The following is a 20022-nucleotide window of genomic DNA, read 5'->3' as shown; positions in this document are numbered from 1 at the left end:
AATTTCGTTTTTTATGCGGATTCTGAGCAGTCTTCTGCTCATTCCTCACGTCCATCCGACACAATGACGGCAACTCAAACCTCAGGGAGAGAACCGTGACCACCCATGAGAAATTAATCGCCCTGCTCGACCAGCACCAGGCACGCTATCGCCTGATGGAGCATGAGGCGACCGGTAAATGTGAAGCGGTCGCGGCGATACGCGGCACCGAAATCGGCCAGGGTGCTAAAGCGCTGGTCTGTCATGTGAAAGGCAACGGCGTTAAACAGCATGTACTGGCGGTTTTACCTGCCGATCATCAGGCCGATCTGGGCAAAGTCGCGGCCGCGGTCGGAGGAAGACGCGCCTCACTCGCCAGTCCGGCGGAAACCGATCTGCTGACCGGCTGCGTATTCGGGGCGATTCCGCCGTTCAGCTTTCATCCCGACCTCAGACTGGTTGTTGACCCCGCGCTGTTTGAACGTTATCCGGAGATCGCGTTTAACGCTGGTCTGCTGGAACGTTCAGTGATCCTGAATACCGAAGATTATCGCGCGTTATGCGCGGCTGACGTGGTGAAGATTACGCAGTAATTGCCATCCCGGCAGCCCGGCGATACTCTGCGTAATCACTCATCACGACAGAATAAGAGCAAAATCATGAACATTTTCACTCAACGCCTGCGTCAGACGCTGGCTGTGGCCGTTATGGCAGGCTGCGCTTTTGGCGCGCAGGCAAAAATCGAACAGGTGCGTTTCGCGGTCGATCCGACCTATCCGCCCTTCGAATCGAAAACGCCACAGGGCAAGCTGGTCGGCTTTGATATTGATCTGGGCAATGCGCTTTGTACTCAGATGCAGGCAAAATGTGTCTGGGTTGAAAGCCAGTTTGACGGCATGATCCCGGCCCTTAAAGCGCGTAAATTTGATGCCATTCTGTCCGACATGGGCATTACCGAAGAGCGCCTGAAGCAGATTGATTTCACCGCGCCGCTCTATGACACCCACACCCAGCTGATTGCCCGTAAAGGTGCTGGCATACGGCCCACCGTTGAATCCCTGAAAGGAAAAACGGTCGGCGTAGAACAGGGAACGGTTCAGGAGCGCTATGCGCTGGCGAAATGGCAGCCTCACGGTGTGACCGTGGTGCCTTATGGCGATCAGGCACAGGTTGAAAGCGATCTGGTTTCAGGCCGACTGGATGCGGTATTCACCGATGCGGCACAGGCTGCCATCGGCTTCCTGAAGCATCCGCAGGGCAAAGATTTTGAACTGGCTGGCCCGATTATACAGGATCCGATCATCGGCCCCGGCACGGCGATTGGCCTGCGTAAAGGCGATACCGAGCTGAAAACCGCACTGGATAACGCCTTCGTCGAAATCAAAAAGAATGGCACCTTTGACCAGATTCAGAAGCGCTACTTCGCCACGGATATCTCTATCCAGCCTTAACCTCGCGGTCGCCCTTTTTCATCCTCACCGCGATCCGGCACTATACTCTAACTATTTCGGGACGGCGCGCTGTCGTCCTTTGCCGATTAAAGGACATTAACACGGTATGCATCAACAACATCATCCACTGTTAAGCGCCTCTTTAGGCACCCAGCGTGAAATCATCAGTTTCCATTTCGCGGAAGACAACGAGCGTCAGGTCTACATCCAGGCTGCGCTGCATGGCGACGAACTGCCCGGTATGGCGGTGGCGTGGTTTTTAAAGCAGCGACTACAGGCGCTGGAGTCCGCCGGTCAACTTAAAGCCGCCTTTACCCTGGTGCCGGTTGCCAATCCCCTGGCGCTGGGACAGCACTGGCATGGCACCCATCTGGGCCGATTCCATACGCTCTCTGGCCAGGACTTCAACCGCCGTTTCCCGTCACTGGGCGCAACCCTGGCGGCCGGGCTGGCTGAGAGTCTGACCCAAAGTGAAACGCAAAATAAGAGCCTGATCCGCGAGGCGATTGATCGTCACTATCGTGATACCGTGCCAAAAACCGAGCTGGATGCGCAACGCCACACGCTGATGCGGATGGCCAGTCAGGCCGATCTGATGATTGATCTGCACTGTGACTGGGAAGCCGTGCCTCACCTCTACACCACGCCGCACGCCTGGCCGGACATTGAGCCGCTGGCGCGCTGGTTAGGCAGTGAGGTGCAGCTGCTGGCGCAGATTTCTGGCGGTGAACCGTTTGATGAAGCCTGTTGTGAACCCTGGCTGACGCTGGCGGAACGGTTTGGCAAAGATTATCCGATGCCACGGGGATTGCTGCCAGTGACGCTGGAGTTGCGTGGCGTGCGTGATGTGTCGCCTGAACAGGCGGAGAAAGACGCGGAGGCGATTATTTCAGCGCTACAGGAAGGCGGTTATATCGGCTACAGCGAGCCTGCGATTTCCGTGGAAGTGGCGGCACCCGTGATCGGTGGCGACGAACTTGTCCCGGCGAGCGCGGGCGGAGACGATATCGTGGCTATCAATGACGGCCCGATTGGTTTAAACGTGCCAGATATCGCTGAAGCACCTGGAGAAGCTGGCGTCATCAAAGAGCGTCACAGCGAAGGATCGGCGGCGGCCTCCCCTGCCCTGAAAAATCCACCTACGCCGTTAGCGGGCTGTGAATATATTCATTCGCCGGTATCCGGACTGATCCTGCATCGTAAACCGCTGGGCGCAAAGATTCGGCCGGGAGAAGTGGTGGCGGAGATTGTTGACCCGATAACCGACCAGATTACGCCGCTGGTGACGGAACATGGCGGTATTCTCTATGCGAGACACTGGGCTAAGTTTGCGACGGCAGGCATGCTGGTTGTGAGGCTGGCAGGTGAGCGAGAGATTCGGAGCGGGGATTTGCTGGTAGGATAAAAAAAGGGCTTCCCGAGGGAAGCCCTTTTTAGTGATTAATCTAACCACTCGGTGTGGAACACACCGTCTTTATCAATGCGCTTATAGGTATGCGCACCGAAGTAGTCACGCTGCGCCTGAATCAGGTTAGCAGGCAGCACTTCTGAACGGTAGCTGTCGTAGTAAGCGATCGCCGCAGAGAAGGTTGGCGTCGGGATACCGTTCTGAATCGCGTAGGAAACCACATCACGCAGCGCCTGCTGATACTGATCAGCGATATCTTTGAAGTACGGTGCCAGCAACAGGTTAGCGATGCCTGCATCTTCTGCATATGCATCAGTAATCTTCTGCAGGAACTGGGCACGGATGATGCAGCCAGCGCGGAAGATCTTCGCGATTTCACCGTAATGCAGATCCCAGTTGTTCTCTTCTGACGCGGCACGCAGCTGTGAGAAGCCCTGAGCATAAGAAACGATTTTACCCAGATACAGAGCGCGACGAACTTTCTCAATGAACTCCGCTTTGTCACCGGTGAAGGCCTTCGCCTGTGGACCGCTCAGTACTTTAGAGGCTGCCACACGCTGGGTTTTCAGCGAGGAGAGGTAACGAGCGAACACAGACTCAGTGATCAGTGACAGAGGTTCGCCGAGATCCAGTGAGCTCTGGCTGGTCCATTTACCGGTGCCTTTGTTCGCTGCTTCATCCAGAATCACATCAACCAGGTATTTACCTTCTTCGTCTTTCTTGGTGAAGATATCTTTGGTGATATCGATCAGGTAGCTGCTCAGTTCGCCGTTGTTCCACTCAGTGAAGGTCTCAGCCAGCTCTTCGTTGTTAAGACCCAGCGCGCCTTTCAGCAGAGCGTAGGCTTCTGCGATCAGCTGCATATCGCCATACTCGATGCCGTTGTGAACCATCTTCACGTAGTGACCCGCGCCGTCCGGACCGATGTAAGCCACACAGGCTTCACCATCTTCTGCACGTGCAGCAATTTTATCCAGAATCGGTGCAACCAGTTCGTAGGCTTCTTTCTGACCGCCAGGCATGATAGATGGGCCTTTCAGTGCGCCCTCTTCACCACCGGAAACACCGGTACCGATGAAGTTGAAGCCCTGGTCAGAAAGCTCTTTGTTACGACGGATGGTATCTTTATAGAAGGTGTTACCGCCATCGATCAGGATGTCGCCTTTATCCAGGTGTGGAGTCAGGGAGGCGATTGTCTTATCGGTCGCTTCACCCGCCTGAACCATCAGCAGGATACGACGAGGTTTTTCCAGCGATTCGACAAACTCTTCAACGGTGTAAAAAGGAGCAAGTTTCTTGCCCTGGTTCTCGGCGATGACTTCATCAGTCTTTTCGCGTGAACGGTTAAAGATAGAAACAGTGTAACCGCGGCTCTCAATGTTAAGAGCCAAATTGCGGCCCATCACTGCCATACCTACAACGCCGATCTGTTGCTTGGACATTACATACTCCTGTCTGTGGTCACTTCACAAACACACAGGTTTGTGAACAAAAGTGGCAAACATGTTAACCCAGGTAAGCATCAAGCAGTTAGAGAATGATGCTATTAAGTATCACTAATAATTACAGGGACATGGATGCATGCCAACTGACAAACTAATACAAATAAGCATTGAGTTTTACAATGTGGCCTTTATTGTTCCAGTCGATAATATCGACACCCTTCAGCAATTTATCATCAAGCTTGAGTTCAAACTCAATGACTGATCTATTTTGCTCGGCCAGAACAGACAAAGCTTTGAACTCTAGCAGTTTAGTTTCACTAAAGAGTTGGACTAACATACTACGAATATTCTCCTGTCCAATTTTATGATTACCGGGATCAATAAGCGTAGCATTGCGGTCAAACATGTCTACAACATCATGTAATGACTTAGCATTGAATGCAGCAATATATTTCTCAGTCAGTTTTTTCACCGGCGGCAAAGGATTAACATGAGACATTTCAAATGCTTTAACTGCATGTGCATCATAGAAATTATGATAAACCGAATCAGCAAGAGGGCGCATTACAATCTTTTTGCCCTTAAGTACCATTTCATTTAAAGATGAAGAGAGATAAAAATTATTATCAATGGAATTATCTTTACGGATAAGTTCTTTAGCCGCTTCGATAAAATCTGAGCCTTTTTTGAAGTAATAAAGGCCAGCAATCGCATTACGACTTATCGCATTTTTTTCAGCAGTCTGAACAACAAATCCTTCATCGTTGGCTTTAGCAAAAGACCACTTAGGATGTACTGATTCAAAAGTAAGCACACCCGCATCAGCTTCAAGACTGCGGAAGTAATCCAGAACCTGTTGCAGGTCATCGTTAATGTAGTGATCGGCTGAGGAAATAATCAGTTCTTCGTCAAGGTTGATTTCATCAATCGCCATCATGCTGCTGCAAACCGCACCTTTGGTCATCCCCTGCAAAGGAATGATCACCGCGCTAGGCGAAATCAGTTCAATGATGTTGCCAAGAGCAAGCTTAGTTAGTTTATCAGCAGGAACGATGAAAAGACTTTTATGCTCTTCAGTCAGGGTGGCGAAAATATCCTGAGAATATTCAAGTAAGGTACGATTATTAATTTCAGTCAGAATCTTAGGGTAAATGAAGTCAGCACTCGTTTCGTAAAGACTGGCGCCACTCATTGGGATTATAATATTCAGCATGCCATTAACCCTCGTTCTCAACTAAGGAGATAAACCGTTTTATATTTGCATAATTAACATCATAAACGGTTTCAACTTCTAATACATGTGCACCGCTTGCTTTAGCTGCCTTGATTCCATTTTCATTATCTTCAACAATGACACAGTCAGCAGGCTTTAAACCCAGCATAGAGATGGCTTTATTATACATTTCAGGATCAGGTTTACCTTTAACAACATCCTGATTTGAAACGTAAAATTCAAGATATTGAGAAAGATGTGCTCGTTCCATCATAACTTCAATCGAGTTCTTGATTGAATTTGAAGCAACAGCCATTTTGTAGCCATCTTTTTTTAGCATAGAAAGCGCATATTCGTGATGGAACATTGGCTTACATTTGTTATTAACGATTTCCATTGTGTATTGCTGTTTCATTTCATTAATGAAACCATGGAGGTTGGTTGATAAACCCTTATCTTTGCTCAACATGATAAGCTTATCTTTAGTAGGCAAGCCATCGTAAGTCGTCAAATGCTCTTGTCTTGAAATCGTCAGCCCAAACAGGTCCAGTGCCGCATTCAATGCCTCGTAGTGCCAATCTTTGGCATCAATAAGAACACCGTCCATATCGAAAATAACAGCTTTAATATTAGTAGCCATTAAAAAACTCCATGCATTCTTCAGGGTAATCGGTGCAAATGATTAAATCAGATGAGGACAATAAATCATCACTAAATTTCTTGTATTTCGCCCAGCTTTCGAGATGATTTCTTTTATGCAGTTCGGGAGAAACAATGCAGACTTTCTTACCATCAGAAAGGATTTTTTTTACTAAATCCTCATCTACCAGATCTTTTGCAAAGCCGTCTAGCCAGACACCCTCTGCATTATCATAAAGTGCGTTGAGACTCTCAAACTCGCTATACCTGACAAAGGCTTTCAAACCAGATTTGAAATAACCCAGTGAATCTGGCAGAGCCATATCAAAAAAGAAGTAGTTACTGATTTGCATTGATTCAAGCGTCTGTTTAACTTTCTCCTGTAAGCCATCAGCTTTAACATTTAACGCCAGCGGCGGAGCAGATTTAGTATGCGTCTTGTATAATTCAAGCATCTGTTGAAAGGTTAAGCAGGATGCATCAGGAATATCATGACTAATTACGATTTCACCCATGTAGTCACGCAAGTCAGTTTCAGTACCAAGATCAAGCTGAAACGACCTGATGAAAGCTGATTCAGTGTTTTTTTCCTGTAAAGATTTCCAGTAGCCTCGATGTGAGATAACTATCATTTTTAACCTTCTTTACTTAATTAACTGGTTGTATATTTCTACAGCTTTACTGGTATCGCCTTGATAAATGAGCTGGCCTTTTTCCATAACAAGGCAGGCATCACAAATGCTTTCAACCTGATTAACATTATGGCTTACAAAGAAAATTGTTTTACCGCTCTCTTTGACTTGATTTATCTTATTAAGACATTTCGCCTGGAAATTCGCATCGCCAACGGCCAATGCTTCGTCAATTACCAGTATTTCTGAATCCAGATGTACGCCTATTGAGAAGGCAAGTCTGACATACATACCGGATGAATAATATTTCACCGGTTCGTAAATAAAATCTCTGACTTCAGCAAACTCAATGATACTTTCAATTTTAGTTTCAATTTCTTTGCGGCTCATGCCAAGGATTGAACCGCTTAAAAATATATTCTCGTACCCTGACAGCTCATGATGAAACCCTGCACCAACTTCAAGAAGGCAAGAAATTGATCCATCGACCGTTATTTTCCCAGAGCTTGGTGCAATAATTCTTGTCAGGAGTTTAAGAAGAGTAGACTTCCCTGCACCATTTCTTCCCAGCACACCGACTGCCTGTCCTGGTGTAATAGAAAATGAAACATCGTCTACAGCACGATATATTTTTCCCGGTTGAGTTCGTTTCTTTTGAAACGAAAATAGCTCTTTTAAAGTACTATGTTGGTAATTACCAACACTAAATTCGCGTGTAACAGATTCAAAGGTAATCATTCGTAATCCGCAATTAATCTATCATTTTTGATAAAGTAGTACACACCAAAGATGACTAAAACAATGGCAGTAATAAAACTGTATAATAAGGTTGTGACATCAATGCTATTACCACCCAGCAAAGCCCAGCGAGAAAGAGCTACAATACCGGTCATAGGATTAAAAGAATAATATTGATGAAATTCCTTTGGCACTATTGTAAGAGTATAGACTACAGGAGAAGCAAAGAATAATGCCTGAGTAGCCAAAGGTAGTACATGACGTAGGTCACGGAATCGTAGTTTTAAAATTGCCATAAAACAACCAACGCCACAGCCAAGCATAAGTGTGATAACTACGCATGGAATTAAAAAGAAGATGCGGGAAAAATCGAAATGCACCCCATAAAAAATAGCTAAAGGAATAAATACAACGAAAGCAATCACGAAATCGATAAAAGCAACAAAGACGCTTGCTATGCAAAGTGAAATTCTTGGAAAATACACCTTAGTTAAAAGATGCATATTGTTTATTATTGCATCACTTGCAGCCATCATACTTGTCGCAAATAAATTCCAGAAAAGAATTCCAGAAATCAAAACAGCCGCATAAGGAGCATTATATTCTGGTGTTGGTACTTTTACCAAAAGTCCGAACACAAAGAGATACAAAAGAATATTCACACCGGGATTAATAATTGCCCATAAAATCCCTAAACTAGTTTGTTTATAGCGAACATTGAAATCTCGTCTAATAAACTCTTTGATTAGGTTTTTTGAGTCTAATACTTCCGCTAAAGTCGTCCTGCTTTGCGGAGTAGATACAAAACCTTTCATTAACTTCCTCTCTTGACAAATAAACGATAAGCAACTTTACGAACATACGGTAGTTTAAGCAGCTGAGTTCTGAAAAAGAAATAAATCTTCATGACCGTTATTTGTAGCGCTCTAACATACCATATTAATGGACGTGAGCATTTTTCTTTGCTTATGTACTTTGAATAAAGATCTATCCAATCAAAAGATTGATAAAGGCTAGACCAGCCTTTATTGAAATAGACTTCTTTATGTTTACGCCAAACGAATCCCAGGCTAGCTGAGTCCAATGGCAAGAAGTTATTTATATAAAACCGCTCAGAACGCTCAACTTCACCCTTACCCCTTGAAAAATTGCCTGAGAATGTGAAGTTTTTAATTGAACGTTCTAAATTTTTGACCCATACGTACTGTTCTGGTACGAACTTCATATAGCATGCGTTCATCATACTTTTACAATGCTGAAAGATATTCTCATCCGCCAGGGGAATATCAAAAAAACGTTCAACATCTTTCGTTAATCCTGCTACTAAAATATCGCCAGGATGATACAAGAACGGTAGCTGGCTATAAGGGTTTCGGGCAAACAAATTACAATTAATTAAGTGACGACTAAAAACCGAATAATCATTCTGACGAATAACAGAATCTATATTAAGAAAGTTATTATTCAAAAAGTAATCGTTGAGATACAAGAGGATGTTATCATTGTATAAATACGAATCTGTCCTTATTTTTACCGAGTACTTTTTGGAAGAATGTCGAAGACCGCTAAGGCTTGATACAAGCATTCTGTTTACATTACTTACGACGTTCACACCATCAACATTTTTAGATATTGACCCGACATCTTCATTAAATATGAATTTAATGCCTGGATACGTGCTTCTCAGATTGTCTTCAATGACACCATCTGTCTTCCATGTTGATACGATGATCTCAGATTCTGGAAAACTTTTTAAAGTCAGATTTAGATTAAAAAGAAAGTCACTATCTAATTCACGTGAGGAATTTAAAATCCCCCCCTGAATGATGATGGAAATTTCACTCTGTGAGATCAGGTTATCAGGATGCATTGTCCACGTTACTTTGATTTCATGTCTTGATTTACTGTAGGGTTAATTCATACCATTCAATGTATTTTTTTAAACCATCTTCAAGACTTGTTTGAGGTGACCAGTTAAACTCTCGTTTAGCACGTGTAATATCCAGGGATATAGAATTAACAACTGATACAGCGCTTTTCACTTTAACAGTATCAACAACAATACCATGCCGATTGAAGTTATCGATAATATCAAGAATAGAATATTTCGAATCTGAACCGACATTGAAGATTCTCACATCGCCTTTATAGACTGCGGACTTTATAAAGCAGTCATGAAGATCATCGATATAAATATAATCACGTGAGGCTGAACCATCGCCATAAATTTTGACTGGAGTCTTCTTTTTATAAGAATCCATGATTGCGGGAATAAGCCCCTGCCCACCTTTGAATACCTGTCCAGGTCCGTAGGGGTTCGCAATTCGTAATACCCGATAATTCAACCCATAGTTACAATGATAAACCTGAAGATAAGATTCCTGAGCTAGTTTATTTGCCGCATAAATAGTTTTCGGCGAAAGAGCATGATCCTCACGACATTTTTCTCCACCGGTGTCTCCATAAATAGTTCCACCGGATGAAGCAAAAATAAAAGTAACCTTACTCGCTATGGATTTTATATCTTCAAGAAAACGGATAAAAGGCAGGAGATTAGTATTCACGCTTTCAATAGCACGACTCTGCGATTCTGCTGGAGAGATGCTATTGGCCAGATAATAGACAACAGGATCATTATCCTGAGCAATTTTGCTAACAAAATCATCGTGCTGACACAGCGTAGCATCAATAAAGTCAGGAGTAATACTCTCTACCTCATTGTTACGACTATAAAGAAACACTCGCTTAGTAAAACCAGTTCTGCCCAAATAATTCAACAGAGACTGGCCAATATAACCGCGCCAGCCAACGATATATAGATTACTTGATAGCATAATAAAATTTTCGACCTATTGTTACGAGGGTATGATGAAAAATAGGCGGAATGAACTTTAAAGAAATATCGAACACTTTACGCCCAACTCTTAGCAGGAAATTACGATAGCTAAAGAAGAGTGGATTGAAGTGATACATTCCTGTTTTGAAATAAATTTTTGAGAGCCTTATAAAAACACTCTCTTTTGTTTTGGAGGGAACGGCATTAAGATCACTTGCTTTGAAATTATAAGCATCTTCTTCTGGACCGTCTCTGAAAGGAGCCATTTTAAAAGTATAAGGCAGGACAGGAATCCATCCTTTTAAAAATTTCTTCCATTTCAGAGAAACATCCCAACTATTAATAACGAAAACGTGGGTTTTAAGCTTTTCAAGACTGTCTTCAGCAGACTCTTTTATAACACCCCCTCTCTTTTTTACAAAATTTGTAAAAAGGCGAGACTCCGGCCAGTAGTTATAAAAATCTTTCACATGGTTGTTTTTAACTAATTCTCTTATCAGAAGAATGTTATCCATATGTGTTTCTCTAAAGAAGTCCACAGGGTAGTAATCTCTTAATACCTTGTAGTCACCTGCAAGTAACATATCTGATGGATGATACCAGCGGTCTGCGCGGGTGTAACAGTTAGTCGTAATCAACTTACCATTAACATCCGATGAAAAGGTCTTTACCATTCTCATCAAAGAAGAAAAGTTTACTGTCTGGTCCATCCTGACTTTGATGACAAAAGAGTCTTTGTCAATAACATTTAATGCCGCATTAACCAGGTTTATCTGACGATTTATATTAAAAAAACCAGGGTTAAAAACATCATCACAGCCCAATACCTTAATGTTATCCCGAATATACAGATTTTTATTATTTAGAAGGTTTTGAACTTTCTCTGCATCTTTTTTATATGTCGATATGAAAACTTTCACATCACTCAGTTGTTTTTGAAGTGCATTTAAGTTTTTTTCTAAAAAATCCTCTTCAAGAGGACCATGAATAATCACAGAAATCTTATTAACCATTATATTTATATCTCAACAGGTCAAGTTCATACATTAAGTCAATGCCAATACCCTTTTCAACTCTGGATGAGTCTTCCCTGAAGAAAACGACATCTTTGCAAGAGAAAAGTATTTCTGCAATCAGTCTGGACGTTTTGACATGCTTACTGATAGAGATATCAGCGACATTGATGGTCATTTGTGAGAAAGCTTTTCTGGATTTATTGATATCCAGAACGGTTCCATAAGGATGATGGTAAGAAAAAGCAGAAATAATATTCTTTTCTGGGAAATAATTCTTTTCTACGATCGCATCGTCAAAATTGTCAGAAGGCAGAATAATCATATATTCTGCTGCATTCATCAATTGATAAGCCTCATTACTATCAATATGAATCTTCTTATCACCCAACAACAGATATTCAAGACGTGCATCATCTCTCATAGTAACGAAAAGACATTTTTCACGGAGAGGACGGACAAGAGTAGATTTCATTTCAATACTTTCGTACTGATTCACTCTGTTGACAATAGCACTCTCAAAGCTGACCAGCGTTTTGAGTGATTCACGCTGAACTTTTCTGATCTCTTCTTTTTCGTCACGACTCATACTGCTAAAACCCGTCAACACCTTCTTGATAGAATCAACGGAGTTTTTCTCGAAACAGAGTTTTTCGGCTGCGGATCCGCTCATATCAGCTATCCCACTGGTTTTACTGCCGGCCACAATCAGGCCATAGTTGATGGCTTCTAACGCAGTATTAGGGAAGTTCTCATAAGGAGATGGAATGACGAACAGATCATAGTTTTTATATTGCTTTTGTAATTCCTTATAGGGAATAAAGTCATAAAAACTAAATTTATTTTTTAGTTCCAGCGGAATAAGCCCATAGCATGTATCCATATAATCACGGCGATCATAAAAATCATCTCCGCTGTTTCCAATTAATGTTACATGCAGGTCATAACCTTCGACCATTAATTCGCAGGCAGCCAGTATCAGCAGTTCCTGTTTTTTTCTGAGTTCAAACCGACCCAGCGAAAGAATCTCAATAGTTCCGCTGTTATCTCTGACTGGCGGGATAGCTTGTTCAGCAAGAGGATAATAAGATGGACAGGTATGAACTTTAGTATCGTGTAAAGTGCTGAGGTAATTTGCAAGAAAGTTGGAAGTCGAGAAATTAGCATCGCTCAGAATTGATTGTGCTCTCTCATACTGATACATCTCGATCATCCACGGCGGAGCACACTCCATAAAATCAAGTGCTGTTCCCCACTCCCACACCTCACGAATGCCCGTATGATTGTTAGTGATAAAACGACAGGAATAATCCAGCCCCTCGAGCGCACGCTTTGCAAGCGTATAACTCGCAAGACCGATAAAGTCGGTAACTTCAACAAAGTCTGGTTTTATTTGCGACAGTACTTCGTCAATAGCTTTTGAATTTTTGAAAATGCTGTAGTTATCTTTTATTTTCCAGCATGTTATTTCTGGATCATCCAGATCGCTGCCGTGCAAAAAAATCGTATGGACTTCATATCCTAACTTACTAAATCCTTTTGCTGTATGTTCTATATAGGTGGCAATACCACCTTGTCCTTTATAATAGCCGCACTCATGACCAATGAGGCATATTTTTTTCTTGGCATTTGTCATACTTAAAAGTCCAGTGCCTTCTTTGCAACGTCGAGTGATAAAAATAATTTCAAATCAGAAGGGATGCCTAAACCATACATTCCGTTGGCTTCAGCACCAATGTTATAAACACCAATGTTTGCGTTATCATCTTGGTACATCCATGTATAAACAGGTGCCACATAAAACTCGCCATTGGTGCGTTCGTCAAGATCAATCATTTTTTGAGCGTTGCGACAAAAATCAGCTCCATGTTTGAAATTATAGATACCTACAGTTGCTTCTTCCGATACAACTTCTTTTTCTACAACACGAATAACTTTTCCATCTTCATTTAATTCAGCATATGACCATTTGGGATCATTTGCAGACATAGTCATTATTAAACCTGAAAGTTTTTCATGATCCATATAATTTAAATAATCGTTTATATCAATATCAATCCACTGATCAGAATTTGCTATCATTAATGGCTGATCGTTATCTATTAAATGCTGTGCGCACAAGACAGTGCAAGCGGCGCCATCTGTGACGCCATTAATACCAACAATTTCGCACCCTGGCGCCCATTCATTGAGCTTTGTTGATAAATCATATTTTTCAATATGTTCTTGCTGGCAAATAAAGATAAACTTATGCGGCTGATTAGGTTTTAAATTATTTATTACAACTTCAATCATGCGTTTATCATTAATTGGAATTAAAGGTTTTGGATCAGTGTAACCTTCTTTCGCGAACCGACTGCCTCGACCTGCCATAGGGACAACGATATTTAACATTTTACTCTGCCTTAAGATATTTATCATTTAATGCGCCGGGAACTTTTACCACTGTTGTTACAGTGTCTTCGATTGCTTCAAAATCTGTGTACTCACCGGGAGAGATTTTGACTACCTCTCCTGCGTTGATGAGTTTACCGTTCATTAATGCTTTACCACTGACGATTACAGTGATTTCTGTAGCGATTTTGTGGCAATGGCTGGCCTCTTTATCACCTGCTTTGAAGTGCTGTACAGCGACTTCCACATCGGTTGTTTTATAAAGAGTAGGCTCAAAACCGCCAACAAACCAACCACGCACGAACTGGTCTACCTTGTTAATTTCCATAAGATTAACCCTAAAAATACCTATCCACATAGCAGTTATTTCTTAACGAGGATAAGTCGAGTACACAGGAAAATATGATGAAAATGACCACGCTACCGCCCTTAGCTGTAGCGACTAAAATGCTCATTAACTCTTCATCAATGTAGATCAAAAAACTTAAGTTTCTGATATGTTTACTTTTTCCAACTTTTCCCGGTAAAAAAAAGACGATCCAGGCGCTGTCAGTCCTTGGAAAAAACCTCTCAATTCTAACACGGTAGCACCTTTCTTCGAAATATGGCGGAGGGATTGTGAAGTGATCTTCTGCATAAATAATTGATGAATGGTATAGATCTCTTAATTAAATAAACCAAGTTATTATATGCAAACTACTAATAACTAATACAGCAGTCACCTTGATAACAATGACTGAATTTAGCCATGACGTGGTGTGCTGAACTGGTCAAGGCTGGATTAACTCGTCATAATGATGAGTTATTGACATCAGTTTCGTACGGCATGAGATAATCCAGCCGTGCAAGAAAAATGCTAATCTTCGGGAAAAGTATGAAAATTTTAGTTACTGGCGGTGCGGGTTTTATCGGGTCAGCTGTAGTGAGACTTCTCGTTACTGACCAGGATAATGAAGTATTGGTTGTCGATGCTTTAACTTACGCGGGTAATCTTGACTCACTAAAAACGATTGAAAATTCACCCGGATTTTCTTTTGTTGAAGCTGACATCTGCGATTATGATGCAATGAAATCAGTTATCAACTCTTTCAAACCTAATGCAATCATGCACTTAGCAGCTGAAAGTCATGTTGATCGCTCTATTGATGGACCCGGAGCTTTTATCCAGACAAACATCATTGGCACCTATAATCTGCTGGAAGCTTCACGCCTGTTTTACAACCAGTTGAGTGATACCGATAAAGCGGGCTTTCGTTTTCACCACATCTCAACTGATGAAGTGTACGGTGATTTGCATAACACTTCTGATTTGTTCACAGAGACTACGCCCTACTCGCCAAGCAGCCCCTATTCTGCGTCAAAAGCGAGCAGCGACCATCTTGTACGAGCATGGCATCGGACCTATAACCTGCCCGTTCTGGTGACAAATTGCTCTAATAATTATGGTCCTTATCATTTCCCAGAAAAATTGATACCACTGACCATTCTTAATGCTCTCCATGGTAAACCTCTACCGGTCTACGGCAATGGGAGCCAGATTCGTGACTGGTTATATGTTGAAGATCACGCCAGAGCACTTCAGGAAGTCGTTAAAAAAGGTGTGATTGGCCAGACTTACAATATTGGTGGTCACAATGAGCAGACGAACCTTACGGTTGTCCAGACTATCTGTGACATTCTTGATGAACTTTCTCCGTCAAACATGCCAAACCTTAGCAGCTACCGAGAGCTGATTACTTTCGTCAAGGATCGGCCAGGGCATGATCTTCGTTACGCTATTGATGCTTCAAAGATTGAACGTGAATTAGGCTGGGTCCCACAGGAGTCTTTCGCAACCGGTTTGCGCAAGACTGTTGAGTGGTATCTCGAAAACGAATGGTGGTGGAAACGCGTTCAGGACGGTTCTTATCAGGGTCAGCGACTGGGTTTGGAAAATAATTTAGGTGAGGAATTATAATGAAAGGTATCGTTCTTGCCGGTGGTTCTGGCACTCGGTTATACCCAATCACGAAAGGTGTTTCTAAGCAGCTGCTGCCTGTATATGACAAACCTATGATTTACTATCCGGTTTCTGTGCTCATGCTGGCGGGGATAAGGGATATCCTGATCATTACAACACCTGATGATCATGCTTCCTTTGTCAGGCTGATGGGCGACGGTAGCCAGTTCGGTATTAACCTGAGTTATGCTATTCAGGCGAGTCCGGATGGCCTTGCTCAGGCTTTTATTATTGGTGAAAAATTCATCAACAATGAAAGTTGTGCGTTAGTCCTTGGAGATAATATCTTCTTTGGTCAAGGCTTTGCCCCGGTTCTGGCACGCACGTCTGCGAATACCGCCGGCGCTACAGTGTTCGGTTATCAGGTTAAAGATCCTGAGCGTTTTGGCGTTGTCGAGTTTGATGAAAACTTTAAGGCCTTATCGCTGGAAGAAAAGCCTTCCAAACCAAAATCCAACTGGGCTATTACAGGTTTATATTTTTACGATAACAATGTCACAGATTATGCGCGTACATTAAAACCATCTCACCGTGGTGAGCTTGAAATCACCGATCTCAACCGTCTCTACTTAGAGCAGAATACGCTGAATGTAGAACTTTTAGGTCGTGGTTTTGCATGGCTTGATACTGGAACGCATGACAGTTTGATCGAAGCTTCTCAGTTCATTCATACGATTGAAAAAAGGCAGGGATTCAAAGTGGCCTGCCTTGAAGAAATCGCCTTCAAAAATGGCTGGCTTTCAAGCCAGGATGTTTATAACGAAGGTCAGAAATTGTCTAAGACAGAATACGGTCAGTACCTTATGGGATTGGTAAAATAATCTTCAGGCGGGGCTTCCCGCCATAATCCCTTGGAAGTGGTGATGAGTATGGTAAAAAAAGGCAAACTCAATATCGAAATTGAGTACCTGAGATTTTTTGCAATAGTTGCTGTTCTTCTTGAACATTTGCCCACCCTGTATATCTGGAGCAAGCATCAATTACTTCAAAATATCAACAAGTACGTTGAGTTCTGGCCTGGGGTAGATCTTTTCTTTGCTATTTCGGGCTACCTGATTGCAACGAATCTGCTCACTCATCGGGATAGTAAACAATCACCTTCACAAATTTTCAGGCACACTATTATTCCTTTTTTTGTTAAAAGAATATACAGGTTGCTTCCAGCGTCATGGTTCTGGATGTTTGTCGTCTTGTTTTTTTCAGCTTTTTATAATGTTACTAACGCATTTGGAGAATTCAGGCACAACGTTATTTATTGCATTACCATTATTACTTTTTCATTCAATATTTTTTCCGGCTATCTTCTTGAGCAAGGTTATCTGCCAACTTACGGCCCCTACTGGTCTTTATCGCTAGAAGAGCAGTTTTATTTTGTAGCGCCTTTCATTCTTCTCTTCATGAGAACGGGCTGGAAAGTGACCACGCTCTCGCTACTGGCTGTTTTCCTGCTCTACATTGTACAGCAAGGTGACTGGAGTCCTAACTTCCGCTATCACGGCCTTATTTTTGGTGTTCTCTTAGCCATGTTAAAGCTGTCGCTAGGTAGTAAAATTAAACCCCGTATACTAGAACGATGGTACCTCCGCTATCTGGTGAATATTTTTCTACTGTTTTCGCTTTTCGCCATCCCGGCAGCATTAAAAGGTTCTGTTTATCTCTTTGGCTCTTTAGCAATGATTTCAACATTGCTGGTCTATATAGCTTCATGGGACAGTGGCTTTTTTATGTCGCCCGGAAGTGAAGGGATCGTTTCTCGATCAATGAGCTGGATTGCATCCCGATCATACAGTATCTATCTGGCACATATGCCAGTGATTTATTTCGTTCAGGAATCAACAGTGCGCATTATGGTCCATTACGGTTTTGCTGCTGGAGACTCGTACATGAGATCACTGTGGATGACAATAGCTGCATTAGGCCTGATTTTTGTTTCATCTGAATTGAGCTATCGCTACCTGGAAGTGCCTTTACGAAATAAAGGCCGGAATGTAGCCCGTAAATATGAAGTCACGGCCGGATGATTCCCGAGCAGTGCAATCCGTTGCAGTAGCCCTAACGAATTTATGGCGTAAAAAAGGCGAACCTGAGTTCGCCTTTTTCTCAACTACCGAAACCCATCCGGGTTCTTGCTCTGCCAGTTCCACGTATCGCGCATCATCTCATCGATGCCGCGCGTCACGCGCCAGTCGAGCGTGGTGTTTGCCAGTGACGCATCGGCCCAGAACGCAGGCAGGTCGCCATCGCGACGTGGCTTGATCTCAAACGGGATCGCCTTGCCGGACGCCTTCTCAAACGCTTTGATCATCTCCAGCACCGAGAAGCCTTTGCCGCCGCCCAGGTTAAAGGCGGTGTAGCCCTCAACTTTGCTCAGATAATCCAGCGCTTTCAGATGCCCTTCCGCCAGGTCAACAACGTGGATATAGTCACGCAGACAGGTACCGTCTGGCGTATCGTAATCACCGCCAAACACGCCCAGCTTCTCCAGACGGCCAATCGCAACCTGTGCGATGTACGGCAGCAGGTTGTTTGGGATGCCCGCCGGATCTTCACCGATTTCGCCTGACTCATGCGCGCCAACCGGATTGAAGTAACGCAGCGCAATCGCCTTGAACTTCGGCTCCGCTTTGGCGAAGTCGCGCATCACAAATTCGGTCATCAGCTTAGAGGTGCCGTATGGACTGGTGGTGCCGCCAATCGGTGTGGTTTCAACGTAAGGAACCGGGGCATCTGCGCCATAAACGGTTGCAGATGAGCTGAAGATGAAGTTCCAGACGCCGGCATCACGCATCTCTTCCAGCAGCACCACGGTGCCCGCGACGTTGTTCTCGTAGTACTCCAGCGGCATACGCGTAGATTCACCGACTGCTTTAAGCGCAGCGAAGTGGATTACGGCTGAAATGCTGTTGGATGCAAACAGGTCACGCAGACAGGCGCGATCACGGATATCGCCTTCAACGAAGGTCGCTTTTTTGCCTGCCAGTTTCTCAACGCGGTTAATCGCTTCGCGTGAGGCATTGCAGAGGTTATCCAGAACCACAACATCATCACCGCGCTGCAACAGCGCCAGTACCGTATGGGAGCCGATATATCCTGCTCCGCCCGTGACTAAAATTGCCATGTGAGCTCCTTTCAATCTGCCGCGCAGGACGCGGCAAATAAATTACTGTTGTTTTGCGAGGATGGTCTGGATAGCTTCGCGGAAATCGCGACCCTGCGCGTTGCTGCGCAGGCCGTAAGAGACAAACGCCTGCATGTAACCGAGCTTACGACCGCAGTCAAAACTGTGACCGGTCAGCAGCGAAACATCAACGGTTTTATGTTTGCTCAGGCTGGCGATGGCATCGGTCAGCTGGATACGGCCCCACGCGCCTGGCTCAGTGCGCTCCAGTTCGGCCCAGATATCAGCAGAGAGGACATAGCGGCCTACCGCAGCCAGGTCAGAGTTCAGTCCGGCGGTATCTTCAGGCTTCTCAACGAAATCGGTAATGGTGCTGATGTCGCCAGGGTGATCAATCGGCTCAGCAGTGGTGATTACCGAGTACTCAGTGAGATTGGACGCGGGCATATGCTGCGCCAGGACCTGGCTGTGGCCGGTCTCTTCAAAACGGGCAACCATCGCCGCAAGGTTATAACGCATGTGGTCAGCGGTAGAATCATCCAGCAGCACGTCAGGCAGCACGACCACGAACGGATTATCACCGATCATCGGACGGGCACAGAGAATCGAGTGGCCCAGACCCAGCGGCTGCGCCTGGCGCACGTTCATGATAGTCACGCCTGGCGGGCAGATAGACTGCACTTCGCTCAGCAGCTGACGCTTCACGCGCGCTTCCAGCAGCGCTTCGAGCTCATAGGTAGTGTCAAAGTGGTTTTCTACGGCATTTTTCGATGCATGCGTGACCAGCACAATCTCTTTAATACCCGCGGCAACACACTCGTCAATGATGTACTGGATCATCGGTTTGTCGACGACAGGCAGCATCTCTTTCGGAATGGCTTTAGTCGCAGGGAGCATATGCATACCGAGGCCCGCAACCGGGATTACTGCTTTAAGCTTGGTCATATTTATTCCGTTTAATAAAATGAAGATGTGGGTCGATTATGCAGGATCGGCCGGAAGAGCAAGTATAATCTTTATCTGAAAATCGGACAGTAACTCTCTGTCATAACTTGGAAATTCGGCATTTTGCCCATTGCCAGCAACGGCATAAACTGAATAAAGACAATCAGTAATCGAATATCGCCTCTGTTATTTCCACCCCTGGTCGCCGCGCG

20 protein-coding genes are annotated in these 20022 nt (G+C 44.1%); 6 read left to right on the top strand and 14 right to left on the bottom strand.

Going from position 1 to position 20022, the window contains the following annotated elements; translation table 11 throughout:
- Positions 1 to 95: 95 nt before the first annotated feature.
- The 3 genes from OK412_RS02225 to OK412_RS02215 all read left to right on the top strand — a co-directional run bounded on the left by OK412_RS02225 (position 96) and on the right by OK412_RS02215 (position 2835).
- A complete protein-coding gene (locus tag OK412_RS02225; protein WP_022625009.1) occupies positions 96 to 572 on the top strand; it encodes a YbaK/prolyl-tRNA synthetase associated domain-containing protein in 477 nt (158 codons plus the stop codon).
- Between the two features lie 66 nt (positions 573 to 638).
- Positions 639 to 1430: an ABC transporter substrate-binding protein gene (locus OK412_RS02220; RefSeq protein WP_033767790.1), complete on the top strand. Its 792-nt coding sequence runs from the start codon at positions 639 to 641 to the stop codon at positions 1428 to 1430.
- A 106-nt stretch (positions 1431 to 1536) separates the two neighbouring features.
- Positions 1537 to 2835: a succinylglutamate desuccinylase/aspartoacylase family protein gene (locus tag OK412_RS02215; protein ID WP_033758378.1), complete on the top strand. Its 1299-nt coding sequence runs from the start codon at positions 1537 to 1539 to the stop codon at positions 2833 to 2835.
- 35 nt (positions 2836 to 2870) lie between these two features.
- On the opposite strand, the gene gndA is transcribed toward OK412_RS02215, so the two are convergent.
- The 12 genes from gndA to OK412_RS02155 form a co-directional block, all read right to left on the bottom strand.
- On the bottom strand, positions 2871 to 4280 hold the full coding sequence (gene gndA, locus OK412_RS02210) for an NADP-dependent phosphogluconate dehydrogenase (protein ID WP_010248093.1): 1410 nt from the start codon (positions 4278 to 4280) through the stop codon (positions 2871 to 2873).
- A 154-nt stretch (positions 4281 to 4434) separates the two neighbouring features.
- Positions 4435 to 5496, bottom strand: coding sequence for a nuclear transport factor 2 family protein (locus OK412_RS02205; protein WP_033788289.1), 1062 nt, complete (start codon positions 5494 to 5496; stop codon positions 4435 to 4437).
- Positions 5497 to 5500: 4 nt separating this feature from the next.
- A complete protein-coding gene (locus tag OK412_RS02200; RefSeq protein ID WP_033758382.1) occupies positions 5501 to 6136 on the bottom strand; it encodes an HAD family hydrolase in 636 nt (211 codons plus the stop codon).
- Complete coding sequence (locus OK412_RS02195) at positions 6126 to 6767, bottom strand: hypothetical protein (protein ID WP_033758384.1); 642 nt, start codon at positions 6765 to 6767, stop codon at positions 6126 to 6128. Before OK412_RS02195 ends, OK412_RS02200 begins: the two co-directional genes overlap by 11 nt.
- A gap of 12 nt (positions 6768 to 6779) precedes the next feature.
- Entirely contained in the window at positions 6780 to 7505 is a 726-nt protein-coding gene (locus tag OK412_RS02190) for an ABC transporter ATP-binding protein (RefSeq protein ID WP_033758386.1), read from the bottom strand.
- Positions 7502 to 8320 carry an ABC transporter permease gene (locus OK412_RS02185; protein WP_033788284.1) on the bottom strand — a complete coding sequence of 273 codons (819 nt, stop codon included), beginning with the start codon at positions 8318 to 8320 and terminating at the stop codon, positions 7502 to 7504. Before OK412_RS02185 ends, OK412_RS02190 begins: the two co-directional genes overlap by 4 nt.
- Entirely contained in the window at positions 8320 to 9375 is a 1056-nt protein-coding gene (locus OK412_RS02180; protein WP_033788281.1) for a WavE lipopolysaccharide synthesis family protein, read from the bottom strand. The genes OK412_RS02185 and OK412_RS02180 overlap by 1 nt, the downstream gene beginning before the upstream one ends.
- A gap of 31 nt (positions 9376 to 9406) precedes the next feature.
- Positions 9407 to 10339 carry an NAD-dependent epimerase/dehydratase family protein gene (locus OK412_RS02175; RefSeq protein WP_071998048.1) on the bottom strand — a complete coding sequence of 311 codons (933 nt, stop codon included), beginning with the start codon at positions 10337 to 10339 and terminating at the stop codon, positions 9407 to 9409.
- Positions 10326 to 11354 (bottom strand): hypothetical protein, encoded by a 1029-nt coding sequence (locus OK412_RS02170; RefSeq protein ID WP_154210371.1) that lies wholly within the window; start codon positions 11352 to 11354, stop codon positions 10326 to 10328. The genes OK412_RS02175 and OK412_RS02170 overlap by 14 nt, the downstream gene beginning before the upstream one ends.
- Positions 11347 to 12990, bottom strand: a complete 1644-nt coding sequence (locus OK412_RS02165; RefSeq protein ID WP_033758396.1) for a glycosyltransferase family 4 protein — start codon at positions 12988 to 12990, stop codon at positions 11347 to 11349. Before OK412_RS02165 ends, OK412_RS02170 begins: the two co-directional genes overlap by 8 nt.
- A 2-nt stretch (positions 12991 to 12992) precedes the next feature.
- Positions 12993 to 13748: a glycosyltransferase family 2 protein gene (locus tag OK412_RS02160; protein ID WP_264352629.1), complete on the bottom strand. Its 756-nt coding sequence runs from the start codon at positions 13746 to 13748 to the stop codon at positions 12993 to 12995.
- Position 13749: 1 nt separating this feature from the next.
- Entirely contained in the window at positions 13750 to 14076 is a 327-nt protein-coding gene (locus OK412_RS02155; protein ID WP_033758738.1) for a hypothetical protein, read from the bottom strand.
- Between the two features lie 546 nt (positions 14077 to 14622).
- Here OK412_RS02155 and rfbB point away from each other — a divergent pair.
- The 3 genes from rfbB to OK412_RS02140 are packed head-to-tail and all read left to right on the top strand — an operon-like array spanning position 14623 to position 17768.
- Complete coding sequence (gene rfbB / locus OK412_RS02150; protein ID WP_033758739.1) at positions 14623 to 15705, top strand: dTDP-glucose 4,6-dehydratase; 1083 nt, start codon at positions 14623 to 14625, stop codon at positions 15703 to 15705.
- Positions 15705 to 16568: a glucose-1-phosphate thymidylyltransferase RfbA gene (gene rfbA / locus OK412_RS02145; protein WP_264352628.1), complete on the top strand. Its 864-nt coding sequence runs from the start codon at positions 15705 to 15707 to the stop codon at positions 16566 to 16568. Before rfbB ends, rfbA begins: the two co-directional genes overlap by 1 nt.
- 42 nt (positions 16569 to 16610) lie before the next feature.
- Positions 16611 to 17768, top strand: coding sequence for an acyltransferase family protein (locus OK412_RS02140; RefSeq protein WP_264352627.1), 1158 nt, complete (start codon positions 16611 to 16613; stop codon positions 17766 to 17768).
- Between the two features lie 83 nt (positions 17769 to 17851).
- On the opposite strand, the gene galE is transcribed toward OK412_RS02140, so the two are convergent.
- A complete protein-coding gene (gene galE, locus OK412_RS02135; RefSeq protein WP_010670976.1) occupies positions 17852 to 18865 on the bottom strand; it encodes a UDP-glucose 4-epimerase GalE in 1014 nt (337 codons plus the stop codon).
- Between the two features lie 42 nt (positions 18866 to 18907).
- On the bottom strand, positions 18908 to 19810 hold the full coding sequence (galF, locus tag OK412_RS02130) for a UTP--glucose-1-phosphate uridylyltransferase GalF (RefSeq protein ID WP_010248118.1): 903 nt from the start codon (positions 19808 to 19810) through the stop codon (positions 18908 to 18910).
- Between the last annotated feature and the right edge of the window lie 212 nt (positions 19811 to 20022).

It is taken from the genome of Pantoea sp. JV6 (genome assembly GCF_025910055.1).
Classification (GTDB): domain Bacteria; phylum Pseudomonadota; class Gammaproteobacteria; order Enterobacterales; family Enterobacteriaceae; genus Pantoea; species Pantoea agglomerans.
This window is presented reverse-complemented; position numbering and strand designations above follow the sequence as displayed.